Genomic DNA, 15,855 nt, shown 5'->3' on the forward strand with positions numbered 1-15,855 from the left:
TAATATGCTGGAAATATTAATTGATAACCGCAATGGTAAAGTGTGGAATATTACGAGTCTTGTTCCTTCGCTGACCTACAAGACGAAACGAATTGGAGCGGCGTCTAGTTTGGATATGACGGTGCTTAAAGGAAGTCCATTTCAAAGTGCTTCATTTGAGGTGAACAATGGCGATGTCATTCGTGTCCTCAAAGATAATATCAATGTATTTTACGGATATGTATTTGAAGTGAGTACCGGTATGGATGAGAGAATCTCGATAAAAGCCTATGATCAGATTCGCTATTTATTAAGCAATTATTTTTATAAATTTCAAGGGGTTACCGCCTCTCAAATTGTAAAGAAAATTGCCGATGATTTTGGCTTGGAGACAGGCGTGCTCGTGGATACCAAGTACAAAATTCCATCCATGCTGGAGGATAATAAAAAGCTGCTTGATATTATTTGTAAGGCACTTGATCTAACACTCATTCATTCAGGAGGAAATTTTATACTTTTGGATGATTTCGGAAAGCTTTCCTTGCGCAATGTGGAGGAGATGAAGGTTGATTTTGTAATTGGCGATTACAGCCTTATGTTTGATTATGGAATGAAGCGATCGATTGACGGCGATACCTATAACCACATTATTATTTTTGAGGATAATAAAGAAGCAGGCATACGTAAGCATCATCCCAAGAAGGATGACGCTTCAATCGCGAAATGGGGACGGCTTCTGCTTTATCAGCAGGCGGATGAGAAAATGAATGTGGCACAAATAAATGAACAGCTTAATCAGCTGATGAAGCTGAAAAATCGTGAGCAAAAGAGCATCAGTATTGATGCCATTGGTGATTTGCGAGTTAGAGCGGGATGTTATGTACCCGTAGTGATTGATGAGCTCGGCATTCACCACTATTTTCTCGTAGATGAATGCTCGCATAAATTCGAAGCGGATTCGCATACGATGAAGCTGGAATTGAGGGTGATTTAATGGCATTATTGGAGTCGATCAAGAAAGCGGGAGCCGCAGCCTACGCTGCAGGGAATCCGCTAGCCGTCATGGTAGGAAAAGTCATTCAAATCAATCCTCTGGAAGTAAACGTCGATCAACGTTTTACTTTATCAGAGGATTTTTTAATTATACCGGAAAGCCTCGTTAAGTATGAAATTGAGCTGCAAACATCTGAAAAGCTGGTCATCCGAACAGGCTTGGAAGCGGGAGATGCGGTGTTAATGCTCCGCGTACAAGGCGGTCAACAATTTGTAGTACTCGATAAGGTGGCTAAGCCATGATTCCACAGGGAGCAAATGTTGCGGAGGTCACGACAGTAGAGGAGCTCGAAACGAGCAAGACCTATAAGCTTGATTTAGGAAGCAAACGGATCGTAGGCAGGACTGACGGGTTAGAAGCGGTAAAGCAGGCTGTATTTAAAATATTGCAAACAGAGCGGTACCGCTATTTTTGCTACAGCACCAATTATGGTACTGAGCTGGAAAGTTTACTTGGAGGATCGCCATCTTATGTTCAATCAGAGCTAAAACGCAGCATTCAAGAGGCGCTTTTGCAAGATGAGCGGGTGAGTGATGTCATTGATTTTCAGTACGACGTTAAAGATGAAGCTATCGTTGTCCAGTTTACTGTCGTAACGGAGTTTGGAAGCTTTGGAGAGGAGGTAAGCCAAAATGTATGAAAACATGACCTTTAGCTATTTGCTCCAGCGAATGCTGGATCGTGTACAAGGGAATGTAGATAAGCGGGAAGGCAGCATTATTTATGATGCGCTGGCTCCGGCGGCTGCAGAGCTTTCTGAGCTGTATGCTCAGCTGGACGTCAATATTGATTTAGCTTTTGCAGATACATCGAGCGGGGAATATTTGTCTAGGCGTACAGCAGATTTTGGCGTCAATAGGCAAGCGGCTACGAGAGCGAAGCGGCTCGGTAAATTTTATGGCTCCAGCGGAGCGGCAATGGACGTGACGATTGGAAGTCGTTTTTCGGCAGAATCGGTTAATTACATCGTAAGAGAGAGATTGAAAGTGGGCTCTTTTGTTCTTGAAAGTGAAACAGAGGGAGCAGCTGGCAATCAACAGTTTGGCGATATGCTGCCTATCGATTATATTAGCTCGCTTGCTCGTGCAGAGCTAGTCGATGTGCTGGTGCCCGGTGAGGACGAGGAGTCGGATACACAGCTGCGCAGCCGTTTCTTTGCCGAGGTTCAAAATCCAGGGACGAGCGGCAATGTATCCGATTATATGAGATGGGCGTTGTCGGTTCCCGGTGTTGGCGGTGCAAGAGTGATGCCCTTATGGGATGGTCCGGGGACCGTGAAGGTTGTTATCGTCAATTCGGATAAGCAGCCAGCGAGCGAGGTGCTGCAGCATGCGGTGCTTGATTTTATCAATGAGAACAGGCCAATCGGTGCAGAGGTTTCAATCGTTTCGGCTTCGAGTGTGCCTATTCGCATCAAGGCTAAGGTTACACTTGCAGTAGGATATACGATTCAACTTGTGAGCGCGGCTTTTGCTAAAGCACTCACTGCTTATTTAGATGAAACGGCGTTCCGCATTAATTATGTGAGTATCGCTAAGCTCGGTACTTTGCTCTTAGGAGTACCCGGGGTCTTAGACTACGATCGACTTTTACTGAATGGCGGAAGCGATAATATCGGACTTGAAATTGATGAAGTACCTATTGCGGGGCTTGTTGAATTGGAGGTGTAGCCTATGCGATATCCTGCGGAGGTAGATCAATTTACGGTGAAGCTGAACAAAAAGGAAGGCAGCGAGCTGTACGTTATAGAAGAGCAGCTTGCCGTTTTTGGAGGGGTATTTGAGGGAGAACTTGCACATGACGACATACGCAAGGAAAGCATTCAGGTCTATACAGGACCCGGCTTATCGGGTGAGAAGATACAGAATTATTTTCTAACTGTACCGGCTGAGACGCCTTGGAGGCTCCGAATTAAGCTTTTTGCTCAAGCTGAAGCTGTCTTTGCTACCTACGAGACGCCCGGCGATCGGGTGGAAGCAGCAGATATTAATGATTTGCAGGTTAGTATTTCTGCAACACAATTAGAAGTGGAAAGATACAAGAAAAGCGGAAGTATCGATGGCGGATCATTTTTGAGGAGGAATTAAATGTCACAGACGATTCAGATCAAGCGTGGAACAAAAGCAGAGCTATCTGCATTCGGTGCTTTATTGGCTGGCGAAATGGGATTTTGCACAGATACGAAGGAAGTTTATGTCGGTGATGGGACAACAAATAGCATGGTAGGTCGCGCGTTATCCGGCACAGAAGCAGCTAGACCAGCCGCAGCAGCCATGGGTAGGTTGTATTACGTGAGCAGCGGTACAAACAATGGTTATTTGTATGCTGATGATGGAACCGCATGGAGAAGAATCAATGCGCAGAAGGTTACCGATTTGACGGGAACGCTGGATGACATTTCAGAAGGTGCAACCTATGCAAAGGTACTAAAAGCTAACGTTACCAGCGGCAATGTAAACAAGGTGTCCGATGGTGTGAACGTGAAAACAGCTGCTGAGATCAAGACGCATCTGGACGATCCAACCAAGCACAGGCTTATTAATGATGCGGGCTTGGCTATAACCGATTTGTGGTCAGCGCAAAAGATTAGAAATGAAATTGAGCTGGCGAAGCATAATATCGAGCCGCAAGCTTCGGTTAAGGATAAGGACTTAGTGACCCCGCCGACTTCACCTGTTTTAGCGGATCGTTATTTGATTCCTGCAGGCGCAACTGGCGTTTGGGCCTCGCAAGTTAACAAAATTGCCGAGTGGAACGGTACAGCTTGGGATTTATACACGCCGCAAGTAGGATGGACATGCTACATCGATGATGAGCAGAAGATTTTTAGCTGGAACGGTACCGCATGGGTGCGAACTGGCGGTGCGCTTCAGACGATTACAGCTGGCAGCGGTCTTACTGGCGGAGGGCAGGCCGATACCGTCACCCTTAGCGTTGGAGCGGGGAACGGGATTGCGGTTGCAGGTGCAGCAGTTAGTGCAAAAGCTGGCAAAGGCGTGCTCGTTAATGCGACAGGCATAGAAGCAAATATTGATGCAGACAGCATCGTTTATGATGCTGCGAACGGAAATCGCTTAAGGGTTGCCGTCATTGATGGCGGTACGTTCTAAGGAGGCGAGCAGATGCCAAGAAAAGTACTCATTCAATTGAGGCGAGGTTTGGAAACGAGCATTGGACTGCTTGAAGTCGGTGAACTAGGGTACTGCACAGATACCCAGAAGCTGTACATCGGTACAGCAGGCGGGAATATTGTGCTTGCTGCAGCGCAGGCGACGGGCGACATGCTGAAAAGCATTTACGATACGAACAACAACGGAAAGATCGATAGTGCAGAAGCAGCGGACAGCGCGCCTTGGGCTGGTATTAGCGGCAAACCTGTAAGTTTTGCCCCGGCTGCGCATGCTCACGCGGCTGCAGATATTACCTCAGGTACCGTTGCCGTGGCCAGATTGCCTGCTGCGTCGGTAACTGCTGCTGGTGTTGTTCAATTAAACAATGCGGTTAACAGCACGAGTGTTGTACAAGCGGCGACGGCCAATGCGGTGAAACTCGCTTATGATCTAGCCAGCGGAAAGCTTGGACCGGGAGTAACCTGGAATCAGCTAAAGGGGGTGTAGGTATTGTCCTATAGTCTAGCTTTATATGGCGAACAGACGTATGGGGAAGATAGGGACGACGGGGAGGAGGCTCTCCATACGGAAATAGATCTCATGAAATATTTGCCTCCCTATTATTATGAAGTCGTTGAAATGCTAGCTATTCAATCTAAGCTTGGCGGAGAACTAGGGGAGCAGGCTGAGGCGATTGAAACGGCATTTGATCAATATTTTGTACATTCGGCTACATGGGGACTGACGCGCTGGGAAAATGTGCTTGGACTGAAAAGCGACTCCTCTTTGCCGGATGCTCGACGACGCGAGAGTATTTTAGCCAAGCTTCGCGGAGCTGGTACGACGACTAAAGTTAAAATTATCCAAACGGCTATCGCTTTCTCTGGCGGTGAGGTGATTGTAATTGAATATCCGGCAGAGAGCCGTTTCGAGGTCGTATTTGTTGGGACGAAGGGGATTCCGCCCAATATGGCTGGCTTTATTCAAATGCTAGAGGATATTAAGCCCGCTCATTTAGCTTTTGCTTTGAAATACACCTATACAGTGTGGAATCAGATAGGAACGATGACATGGAATCAAGCGCGAAGCAAGACATGGAGTGAATTAAGAGTTTACGAGGGAGTGTGAAAATATGCAAACGACAGGGAATTTAGGATTGAAAAAACCGGAAGGAACAGATGTTGTCGATATTGCGGATTTGAATGGGAATGCGGATATTTTGGATACTGCGGTTAGCAACAAAGTAGATAAAGTGGCTGGGAAGCAGCTATCTACAGAGGACTATACGACAGCGGAGAAGACCAAGCTGGCAGGCGTTGCTGCGGGGGCTAATGCATATGTGCATCCGGCTAATCATCCTGCATCCGTTATTACTCAGGATGCGAGCAATCGATTTGTGACTGACGCTGAGAAAACGGCTTGGAATGCAAAGGCGAGCACGGCTGCAGCCACCACTTCCGCAGCTGGTCTTCAGTCTGCGGCTGATAAGGTGAAGCTGGATGGGATTGCTGCTGGGGCAGGAAGCGTAAATAGTGCAACGGATCCCGTAATAGGTACACGAACGATTGATGATACGATAACAGCTGCAGCAGGTGCAGACACGCCTACACGGTTATGGTCGAAGTTGGCTAATATGATTAAGGGCATAACGGGTTCTTCGAACTGGTATACATTACCTTCAATGACGATTACATCTATTACAACTGCTTTGGAAACGAAAGCTAATTTAGCTTCACCAGCATTTACAGGAACACCTACAGCTCCAACGGCGGTAATAGGAACCAATACAACACAGTTGGCTACAACTGCTTTTGTTAAATCTGCTACAGATAGCTTGAACATCGCTAGGAAGGCGCAAGCAGATGACACAACAATTACGACAACGTCAGAAACGATAATAGCAACTTTTACTCCAACGTCTAATGGGAATTTTTTGATTGGTATTTATATGCGAGCATTAACTGCTGCTACAATAACAATAAGGGTAACTTATGCAGATGTAACAGGAGCACAATCAACGATACTATTAAATGCACAAGCTGTAGGAGTAGGAAGCTATAGCTTGTTACCTTGTTATATAAATGCAGTAACAAGTACGCCAATTGCAGTTAAAGTTACTTCAAACATCGCAAGTCAAGTTGAAGTATCAGCGACTATTATGGGGGTATAGAAAATGGGGCAAATTATAGTAACAGGAAACGTAAGAGCTGAGGAAGTTCTAGAGGGTAAAAAATTTTCAGCTGGACTCATTTATGATGGAGCAGGAAAAATGCTCAACAGGTCATTATCGGTCTTGGGTGGAGGATATGCTCATTCTATATCAGTCAAACCAGACGGAGGTGGGAATCTTGTATTCGAACCACCTACAGGATATTATACTTCAGGGTTAAACGTAAATGGTTATGGCTCTTTACTTGCAAATGATCCTGATTTTATCGCATCGAATATACGTTCAGATAAGAATATTTTCGGACTTCAAGGAACAATGCCATACAGATCTGGGGTTATACAAGCATCTGGAACGTCTCAATGGGGCGACGGACAATTAGCGGTATATTTACCTGAGGGTTATTATGGTACATTGGGCACTTCGGAAGCTAGAGTGTCCCTGTCGCAGTTGCAAGCTGCTGAGCCTAAGTTAGTTTCTAAGAACATTAAGAGCGGTGAGGTATTATTTGGTTTGACTGGGACCGCTAAAACTATTTCATCAGCATATACAGGAACTGTATTCACACATACTTCGGCACCTGGTTACTTAAGTTATAGACCTGAAACTAGTGCGTATTCCTGCACAAGCTATGATGCTTCCGTCGTTTACTATTTAGGTATGCAAGGAGGGGGGGCGGCTAGGGTTTATAGATATACTCCTATTAATGGTATTACTGAGATTACGGGTATGTCACATCAAAGTACGACGGCTATTTGTACCAATTCCGATGGAGATTATTTCTTTGCTTATTGCATGTATAACGGAGTCCCTGTTATTTATCTTCGTCGTAATAGCTCTGGCGGAACAACTTCATGGAATGTTCCAGAATGGGTAGAAACAAATTATGGTTCGGCGGGAATTGCCTGCACCGCTGATGGTCGATTCGTGTTTACTCATAATTGCCAGAGAACCAAAATCTATCGTTTAGATGTTGTTACTAGTACGTGGACTATTATTTCCAATACATTTCCGAATTTATACTTAGGCACCATTAAATGCAGTGGAGATGGTCGCTATGTATATGATTCTCAGTATACTGCTCCTGGTACTATTTACGTAACAGATACGCAGAATGGAAACACTCGAACTGTATTTTATCAAGCACCCGCAGGTTATACTCTAGTTGACTATGATGTAGCTAAAGATAATCAAAATGCAGCCATCACAATTGAAGATTCGAATTATACTAAATTTTATTATTCCTATGTTGGTGGAATTGCTACTGAGTATTACCAAACAAGAACAACGATACGTATGTCTAAAATATCGGCAAACGGTCAAAGATGGCTTGGTTGTGATAGATTTAGAGCATCGAATGGTACAGTCACACCAACAAATGTACCCTTTGTTATAGGTCTAAGTAATGACTTATCAACATTTATCGATGTTTTATGGAACAATAGCACAAACTATGTGGATGGGCTTCGAACAAACATTATTGCTTAAAAAAATTGAGCTATATGATAGGTTCTTTGTCAATTTATTTTGCTTAATCTCTTATAGTCTAAGTAAGATGGATTTTTGTAGTACATCATTTTCTAAGTATAATTTCATGCATCTTCAGTTTAATTATATTTATACATATTAAGACAAGAAGAGGAGCTTAAAACTTCTATTTTTGTCTTTTTATTTGTAAATAAAAAAGAAATAAATTATGAGCAAATATCATGATTATAAACCAAATATTTTCAATATAAGACAATCTTAAAAGTAGAGATATTTAAATTAATTTAAATTATTTAAGCTTAGTTTTCAAAGAAATAAGAAAAGAGGAATAGTTATGCTTAAATATATTTTTTCATTGGATATTACTCCAAGCAAGACACTAGCTGCAGGAGTTGGAGCGGCTGCTGCACCTTGGCTAGATCTTTTATACGGAGAAGGGAGAATGCTTCCTATCATGCTACTCTTATCTACCATAGTTATGGACTGGATAACAGGAGTAGCAGCGTCGTTAAAGGATGAGACTTATAGCTCGGAATACGGACGTCATGGTATTTTAAGGACTGTTTTTTTGTTGTTATTTCCTTTCCTGGCGAATTTACTTGACTTGATGCTCGGAACGCCAGGGCTCTTATTCTATGCAATAACTCTAGGTTTAGTCTATCATACATGGCAGTCACTTACTGCTAATGCTTATCGTGCTGGATGGGAGAAGTGGATCCCTGACATTGTCATCAAGCATATTGAAAGTGAGTTGAAGGCTAAAGTACTTCGAGCGACGCAGCGCGGAGCCGATTCGGAAGGAGAGGGTAGTAATCCTTAAATATCTTACAGACCACATCCCCCCATCCACCCCCAACAATCGCCGCCCAGGCCATTTGCTTCTGCCGCAATCCATTACCATTCACAACACAGGCAACCCTACCAGCTCAGCGAGAAATGAAAGGGCGTGGCTAACGAACCCGACTAATAATCGCACCGCATCCTATCATCTTGTTGTGGACGAGCACGAGGTCATTGAGTGTTTGCCGCTGAATGAGAATGCGTGGCATGCGGGCGACGGGAGCGGCGCTGCAAGCGGGAATCGAACATCGATAAGCATTGAGATTTGCGAGAGTGGAGACTATGAAAAAACACTTTCCAATACTTGCGAATTAGCAGCAAAGCTACTGAAGCAGTACGGCTGGGGAATCGATCGCCTGCGTCGCCATTACGATTGGAGCGGGAAAATTTGTCCAAGATTGATGTACGATAATGGCAAATGGACAGGATGGGACCATTTCAAACAGAAGGTACTGGAGAAAATGAAACGGCCAACCGACAATCGAAAGTCAGATCTTAATCTATCAGAAGCAGAACAAAGGCTTTTAATTAATACCCTCGGTCAATTTATGGAGCAAAAGCTTCTTCAGGACACTAAATGGAGGGAGAAAGCGGAGCAAGGTACGTTAACGCTCTCGGAGCTGGCATGGCTAAATACAATGATACTCTCGCGAAAATAAATGAACCCCGCCGACCTCTAAGGTCTGCGGGGTTCATTATTTATTTTAAGACATATTCAGCCAAAACCTTCTGTAGATCGTAGATGTTCAGGTTTTTATTGAATGTTTTTTGGATGGGCGCGACGCTGCCTGATATCCAAATCTTCAGCTCGGCATCCAGATCATAGTTTCCGGCTGTTTCGATGCTGAAATGAGTAATGCTTTTGTAAGGATAGGAATGGAAATCGATCTTTTTGCCGGTTATTCCTTGTTTATCAATGATGATGAGGCGTTTGTTCGTAAAAATAAACATGTCGCGAATCAGCTTGTACGCTCTTTCTACATTCTCCGATCTACTGAGCAAGTTGCCAAATTCTCTTTGCGCCTCGTCAGGATTTACTTCAGAGGCGTTCCCCATTAATGCGTCCAAAAAGCCCATTTTTACACCATCCCTCTAATTCCATATGTACCTAAAAAAAAGTTCCTTCGTTTACTTTATGCGCAGACAAGCAATAATAGATGGCTTTTTTAGGCATCTGCTCATTTCCTGCAAAAGCCCATACACTTTTGCCCCAGAATCATAGGATACTGTGTAAGTTAACAAAAAGGAGATGAACAAATGAGCTATGGAGTAGCAGGTGCTAATGTAGGTCCTGGAAACTGCGCACCTTACCCAGTTGCAGGAGTAGGCGTAGGCTGCGGCGGTGGCGGATTCTCAAGTATTGGATTTATTCTTGTCCTTTTTATCCTTCTTGTCATCATTTCTCGTTCTTGGCTGTAAGCCATAATTAAGCCAAAGCGTAAACGCAAGGCTTTCCAAACGCTTTCTAACTAAATGAAAGTATAATAACATCCCCATAGGCCTGAGCCATGGGGATGTTATAGTTTATCATATAGGACAAGTTGCTAATGATACTTATTATTCAACAATGGAGCGAGCGACGAGAATAAGATCTAATAGATCGATGACACCGTCTTTGTTGACGTCAGCTTGTTTAATTTGTTCCCAATCCGCTGAGCCTTCACGTTTGCCGTAATGAATAACGATGAGGGCCAAATCCGAAATGCTGACTTTGCCATCTTGGTTTTGATCGGCAGGGTTTGTCGTTTCTTTTGGCGTTACTTGGATATTTAATGTGTATGGAGCAGCATTAACTTCAGTTTCGCCGTTTGAAATTAAGATCGAATCCGCAGTCACTTTACCTGTAGTAACCGTTTGTGTTTCTTTTGCTTTAAAAGTAAGCTCCACAACCTGTTTACTGCCGGTAACCGCGTTTTCTACCCCTTCGCTAGCAAGAATGAGTCGGATTTTACCTTTCTCATCATGGATGGTATTCACAATTTGAACCTTTTCAAGAAGTGAACGGCTAGCTACATATTCAAATGCATTCGGATCATAGTTAAATGAGATATCTTGTGCATAGACGTTGTCCGAAACATCATTCAAGCCTAGCTTAATCGTAAAGGTTGAACCGGATACGACAGACGTTTTTCCTTCCAATACAGCAGTTGGACCGGATGTTTCTGTCCCTTCTTCTTTAACGGAAGCGGTGAAGTTAGGCAATGACTCTTTTCCTTGTCCACTTGCGATCATCGCTTGATGAAGCACCGCAGATGCACCGTTATTTTGGGACTGCGTTACTAACCGTACAATAGGCTGATCCGGCGAGATGGCGGAATCTGCTGCAAGGACGATTCTAGTTTTTCCATTAGTGCTGTCATTTCGTAAGACGGTAACGCCAGCTTGAAGCGGCTTAATCGATTGGACAGTCAGATCGCCAGTCTCTAATTCGATATCCAAGGCTTTAGCATCCGTGTTCAGATGACTGACGGCGAGCTCATAACCTTTTAATTGTTTAGAAGTGGTGTCAACAATTTTGGTTAACTGAAGATTCGGAGCATCCGGTTTGTTCTGGTCCTTCTGAGGAACAAACATGCCGTCAATCGTCTTGGAATCGCCAATTGGCGAATCGACCTCCAGTGCAGCTAATATCGTTGCAGCAATATCCTTCGTTGTTCCTCCTTGCAAAAGCTTCTCCTTGCCTACATCGGTTGCAATCGTTCTTCCGTTTGCTGCGATAAATACCGTTTTAGCAAGCGGCGAATCTTGTCCATGGGCAGTAGCGCTGCCGAGCGTATGGTCTGCGTTTTCTGTGCCGCCGCCATGATCGGCTGTCATTAGAATAAGCGTATCGTCCAGCAGGTTTTTGCTGCCGAGCGAGTCATATATCGTTTTTACAAGGTTATCTGTTTCCATAAGTTTTGCGTAATAATCCTTCGTATAGAAACCGAGCGAGTGTCCGACACCGTCCACATCATCCAATTGGAAGAAAATAAGGGATGCATCGTATGCTCTGCCGTCTGCCGCATATTTTGCAAAAGCATTTACGTTAGCTTTATCGCCCGCAGAATATCCTTCGGCACCAAGGGACGGTTCGATATGTCCATTAATGATGTTGGACCAGGTTGTGAAGGCAGCAAGCTTAGTCTCCGGGAATTGTTCACGCAATTTTTTGAAGACGGACGGGTAAGGCGATGTTTCACTATAGGTATTATTTGCGCTAATCGTATTGTCAATTTGATGTTTGCTGTAGTCCACACCATTTAACATGGCACCCCAGTTAGGAGATGAAACGGTAGGCAGCGTCGTTGTGACGGAATAACTAGCAGCACCTTTCTCGATAATACCGCGCAGTGCGGGCAGATTTAATCGGTCGCCTACTGTTTCCTTCACAGAGCTTGGCGTTTCCCAGTATGGCGCATCCTTCGATACCGACATGCCGGCACCGTCGATGCCGATAACGACAACTCGTTTGTAAGGCATATATTTTACTTTATCAGCAATATTGGTTAGTTCTTGAACGGACTTCCCTTGAGCCAAGGCAACATCACCAATCGTAATATGACTGTCTTTGTTAATATCCTCAGATGACTTTGTATTAATATGGACAGTTTGCGCAGGCGTGTTCAACGTTTCCTTCACATATTTATTACCGTCTACAAAAAACTCAGCAGAAGTCACTTGAATCGTGCCTTGTCCACTTGCATCCTTCGCAAAAAAGTAAACATCGGACAGTGTAGATGACGCGAATTCTAAAGGGTTGGTTTTGTTATATACACTTCCAGCTGGGAGCTCCAGCTTAACGATGCCGGGTGTTGAAGTGTCTACTTTCGTTGCTTTCGTTGCACGTGAGAATGTGAATTTGCTGCTGTCATAGGCAATTTCTACGCTCGCGCCGTCGATCGCGGTTGTCATGGAAGGGGTGCGCAGGTCGAGCATCTGCTTAAATTCTGTGCCAGGAGCTGTGGCTGTTGCACCTACGAATTTTAGCGTGCCATTGAATTTATCGCTGACTATAATGGGCGGAGCACTATTGAAAATTTCTGTAACCTCTTCAGGGGTGATCGCACGATTCAAAATGAGAACCTCATCGAGCTGCGCTTCCAACGCTGCAGAATATTTGCCAGTGCCATCATTGCCGAGCATTGTGGAAAGACCAGAATCGATCGTTCCTGTGCGGCCAGTAATGCTAATTGCACTTGCGATATTATTGAATTTGGTCCCGTTCGAAGTAGAGACTGCAACAGGCACGCCATCTTTATAAAAATCTACGCGTCCGACGGTACGGTCATGCGAGATAACGATATGGTGCCAGCTCCCATTAGCGACGTTTGGAATATCAGCATCTATGCGTGTTCCGCCTGCCGTATTGAAATTCCATCTTAATTTCTTATCGGAATGAAGAGAAAGGTTGTAGCCAACATTAGCTCCGCTGTTCCAGTCTTTATTGGATAAAATGGAAGGATCGGAATCTACGCCGGAGGACTTCACCCAGAAGGAGAAGCTGAAGCTTTTATCGACTCCGAATTGGAGCTGTGATGGCTTGCCTAGATTTACGTATTGTTTATTGGCACTAGTTGAACTTAATGAAAGGGCTTGTCCGATTCTTCCGGGAACGTAAGTTGGAGTGCCGACGATGTCAGCCGAGAGATTGTTTGTGGAACTATCAGCGGCATTGTTCTCAAAGCTGAACTTTGCATGCAGGTCGGCATTCACAACAGCTGCAAAAGCGGTTTGACTGAGCGGAACAAATCCTCCTGATGCGGTAATTAATGTAACGGCAGCAAGCGTGGATACAAATGCTTTTTTTATCGTCTTATTCATGAATAATAACCTCCAATTTTTTGAATAGGTGTCTCGTGAAATCGATTAGGGGACAGTAGATTTACTTTTATGGCATAGGGGCCATAATCCAACATCCTTCCCACACATAGATTAAAAACAAAACAAATAATGTCATTAAATAATGTGATTAATTGTTTTTGTGTGTTTTTGATTCTTCTTTATCATAAGGTTGTGTTGTTAAACAGGTGTAATCGGAATATGAAGAAATTACTAAAAAGAGGCTCCACCTCGTCGAAACGACAAGGTGGAGCCTCTTTTTATAGTAGTAAGAACAACTTATAGAGGAAGCAGCGCTTCAATATCTCTCAAGGATTGAATTTCAAAAGTTGGACGTGCGGCACCTTCTGGCAGCTGCTGTCTCGATCGATTTAGCCAGGCGCTTGCTATCCCGGTTCGGCTCGCCCCCAAAATGTCGGTAAACAAATTATCTCCTACCATTAGACATTGCTCTGGTTTTAGCCCCGCGAGATTCATCGTGTGCTCGAAAATTTGCGGAGCCGGCTTGCCGCAGCCGACTTCTCCAGAAATAACGATATGGGGAAAAAAATCGGATAAACCGTTGATGCCATAGAGCTTCTCTTTCTGTAAATCAGGTGTTCCATTGGTCAGCAGCATAAGCGGGTATTTTGCAGATAATGCTTCGAGCACCTCAAATGTTTCTTCATATACATAAGGGCGCTTGCGCCGCTCGGCTGGAAACTGTTCAGCAAGCTTGACTGCAAGGTCTTCATCGTGGATGCCGAGCTCTTGTAGTCCTCTCTCCCAAACGTTTTTACGGAAAGCAGGTGCTGCCTCTTTCATTAATTGCAGCTCTGCTGCTTCTCCATCATCAAACCGAGCCCACATCGCTTCCATCGCAGTTACTTCAATATTCGCTAAGTAAGCGTAACATTCCAATTCACGAAATACAGAATGAGCAGATCGAATGATAGATTGCTTTAAAAGTCCTATTTGTAAACCTAATGCTTGCTCGGCTGCTTCGCATGTTGCATCGAGTGCCTCGTCTGTACTTTTCTCATCCCAAATCAGCGTGTTGTCTAAGTCGAAAATAATCGTTGTCATAAGTGTAGTACCCGTCCTTTTTTTAGTTTGTTGTCTTTGCTAAAGAAATGAAAAAAAGGTTGTTGCACATAAAATACAGCATTCGGATCTTTAAAACAACTTAAAACCATAATAAAAGCAATTAAACACACAATCTTTACTTGTGTTTGACACTCACTTAACAAATCTATTTTAAACTGCTAATAGATCAACGATGCAAATGCTTTAACTTCATAATACCGTTCTTGAACGATTATTACGAGAACACAAGGAGAATGAGAATGAAAAATGAAGGATTAGCGATTAATGGTATTCGCAAGGCATTTGGCAGCTTTCAAGCACTCCATGATGTCAGCGTTCATATTCCGAAAGGGAAATTCACATGTCTGCTCGGCCCAAGCGGCTGCGGCAAGACGACATTGCTGCGTATTATCGCAGGTCTTGAACAGACTGATGCCGGCACCGTAATCCTTGATGGAAATGATATTACGACGCAGCATACGTCCAAACGCAACTTTGGCATCGTTTTTCAATCGTATGCGCTATTTCCAAATCTAAGCGTGAGCGACAACATTGGCTACGGTCTCAAAGGGAAACAGCCGAAGCGTCAAATTGAAGAACGTGTGAAGGAGATGCTGGAGCTCATTGGACTGACTGAGGTGAGGGATCGGTATCCAGCACAGCTCTCCGGAGGCCAGCAGCAGCGGGTGGCGCTCGCAAGAGCAATCGCCTTATCGCCTGATATTTTATTGCTGGATGAGCCGCTTTCTGCGCTTGATGCGAAGGTGCGGGAGAAGCTGCGCGAACAGCTATGCGAGCTGCAAGAGCGGCTTGGCATTACGACGGTTATGGTTACGCATGACCAAGAGGAAGCGCTGACGATGGCGGATCAGATTGTCGTCATGGATCAAGGACGGGTTGTCCAAATTGGCACGCCGCAGGAGGTATATGACAAGCCGAATACGCCTTTTGTCGCTGATTTCATTGGAGCTATTAATTTTTTTCCTGTAGGAACAGAAAGATGGATGGGGGCAAGCCCAAATGATTTGTTAGCTATAAGGCCGGAACATATCCAGATTGATGAGGAAAAGCATACGGGCGGCCTATCTAATGATAGCGGAATTAGCGGATTTGTTCAGCATGTGGAGTTTCGTGGCGCATTCTATCGTGTAAGCTTGCAGCTAGCGAATGAACACGGGAATCATTCAGACATAAGCGTAACGGTAGATATATCAGCGCAAATAGCTAATCGATTTGAATGGTCGCGCAATAAGCTGTTTCATCTTCAAATGCCGCAAGAGCGTATGCTTCATTATCCTGCGGCAATCGCTGGGAACGTGGGGAGGTAGAGA

At 44.3% G+C, this 15,855-nt stretch carries 17 protein-coding genes; 14 read left to right on the plus strand and 3 right to left on the minus strand.

All coding sequences use genetic code 11. From position 1 onward, the window contains the following. Positions 1–4 precede the first annotated feature (4 nt). The 12 genes from AC1DOV_RS22775 (at position 5) to AC1DOV_RS22830 (ending at position 9,297) form a co-directional block, all read left to right on the plus strand. A complete protein-coding gene (locus AC1DOV_RS22775; protein WP_477510242.1) occupies positions 5–973 on the plus strand; it encodes an XkdQ/YqbQ family protein in 969 nt (322 codons plus the stop codon). Then, positions 973–1,275, plus strand: coding sequence for a DUF2577 domain-containing protein (locus AC1DOV_RS22780; RefSeq protein WP_477510241.1), 303 nt, complete (start codon positions 973–975; stop codon positions 1,273–1,275). Before AC1DOV_RS22775 ends, AC1DOV_RS22780 begins: the two co-directional genes overlap by 1 nt. Continuing rightward, positions 1,272–1,673, plus strand: a complete 402-nt coding sequence (locus AC1DOV_RS22785; RefSeq protein ID WP_477551160.1) for a DUF2634 domain-containing protein — start codon at positions 1,272–1,274, stop codon at positions 1,671–1,673. Before AC1DOV_RS22780 ends, AC1DOV_RS22785 begins: the two co-directional genes overlap by 4 nt. After that, the gene (locus AC1DOV_RS22790; RefSeq protein ID WP_477551161.1) at positions 1,666–2,703 is read left to right on the plus strand and encodes a baseplate J/gp47 family protein; all 1,038 of its coding nucleotides are present in this window, start codon (positions 1,666–1,668) and stop codon (positions 2,701–2,703) included. The genes AC1DOV_RS22785 and AC1DOV_RS22790 overlap by 8 nt, the downstream gene beginning before the upstream one ends. Before the next feature lie 3 nt (positions 2,704–2,706). Then, on the plus strand, positions 2,707–3,120 hold the full coding sequence (locus tag AC1DOV_RS22795; RefSeq protein ID WP_477551162.1) for a phosphoglucomutase: 414 nt from the start codon (positions 2,707–2,709) through the stop codon (positions 3,118–3,120). Continuing rightward, positions 3,121–4,143, plus strand: coding sequence for a DUF2793 domain-containing protein (locus AC1DOV_RS22800; protein ID WP_477510237.1), 1,023 nt, complete (start codon positions 3,121–3,123; stop codon positions 4,141–4,143). Positions 4,144–4,155: 12 nt separating this feature from the next. Then, positions 4,156–4,650, plus strand: coding sequence for a tail fiber protein (locus AC1DOV_RS22805; protein WP_477510236.1), 495 nt, complete (start codon positions 4,156–4,158; stop codon positions 4,648–4,650). Between the two features lie 3 nt (positions 4,651–4,653). Then, positions 4,654–5,271 (plus strand): putative phage tail protein, encoded by a 618-nt coding sequence (locus AC1DOV_RS22810; protein ID WP_477510235.1) that lies wholly within the window; start codon positions 4,654–4,656, stop codon positions 5,269–5,271. A 4-nt stretch (positions 5,272–5,275) separates the two neighbouring features. Further along, a complete protein-coding gene (locus AC1DOV_RS22815; RefSeq protein WP_477551163.1) occupies positions 5,276–6,313 on the plus strand; it encodes a hypothetical protein in 1,038 nt (345 codons plus the stop codon). A 3-nt stretch (positions 6,314–6,316) separates the two neighbouring features. Next, positions 6,317–7,798 (plus strand): hypothetical protein, encoded by a 1,482-nt coding sequence (locus tag AC1DOV_RS22820; protein ID WP_477510233.1) that lies wholly within the window; start codon positions 6,317–6,319, stop codon positions 7,796–7,798. 334 nt (positions 7,799–8,132) lie between these two features. Further along, on the plus strand, positions 8,133–8,618 hold the full coding sequence (locus tag AC1DOV_RS22825; RefSeq protein ID WP_477551164.1) for a phage holin family protein: 486 nt from the start codon (positions 8,133–8,135) through the stop codon (positions 8,616–8,618). 55 nt (positions 8,619–8,673) lie between these two features. Next, on the plus strand, positions 8,674–9,297 hold the full coding sequence (locus AC1DOV_RS22830; protein ID WP_477551165.1) for a peptidoglycan recognition protein family protein: 624 nt from the start codon (positions 8,674–8,676) through the stop codon (positions 9,295–9,297). A 40-nt stretch (positions 9,298–9,337) separates the two neighbouring features. Here AC1DOV_RS22830 and AC1DOV_RS22835 read toward each other — a convergent pair whose 3' ends face one another. Continuing rightward, positions 9,338–9,715 (minus strand): PH domain-containing protein, encoded by a 378-nt coding sequence (locus AC1DOV_RS22835; protein ID WP_076269741.1) that lies wholly within the window; start codon positions 9,713–9,715, stop codon positions 9,338–9,340. Positions 9,716–9,895: 180 nt separating this feature from the next. On the opposite strand from AC1DOV_RS22835, the gene AC1DOV_RS22840 reads away from it, so the two are divergent. After that, a complete protein-coding gene (locus AC1DOV_RS22840; protein ID WP_179089868.1) occupies positions 9,896–10,057 on the plus strand; it encodes a sporulation protein YjcZ in 162 nt (53 codons plus the stop codon). Between the two features lie 138 nt (positions 10,058–10,195). On the opposite strand, the gene AC1DOV_RS22845 is transcribed toward AC1DOV_RS22840, so the two are convergent. Together AC1DOV_RS22845 and AC1DOV_RS22850 are read right to left on the minus strand one after the other, a co-directional pair. Further along, a complete protein-coding gene (locus tag AC1DOV_RS22845; protein WP_477551166.1) occupies positions 10,196–13,441 on the minus strand; it encodes a cohesin domain-containing protein in 3,246 nt (1,081 codons plus the stop codon). 297 nt (positions 13,442–13,738) lie between these two features. Continuing rightward, positions 13,739–14,524 carry an HAD family hydrolase gene (locus AC1DOV_RS22850; RefSeq protein ID WP_441877122.1) on the minus strand — a complete coding sequence of 262 codons (786 nt, stop codon included), beginning with the start codon at positions 14,522–14,524 and terminating at the stop codon, positions 13,739–13,741. A 260-nt stretch (positions 14,525–14,784) separates the two neighbouring features. Here AC1DOV_RS22850 and AC1DOV_RS22855 point away from each other — a divergent pair, with 260 nt between their 5' ends. Further along, on the plus strand, positions 14,785–15,852 hold the full coding sequence (locus tag AC1DOV_RS22855; protein WP_441877119.1) for an ABC transporter ATP-binding protein: 1,068 nt from the start codon (positions 14,785–14,787) through the stop codon (positions 15,850–15,852). The last annotated feature ends 3 nt before the right edge of the window (positions 15,853–15,855 follow it).

The organism is Paenibacillus sp. 01T47 (genome assembly GCF_056398245.1).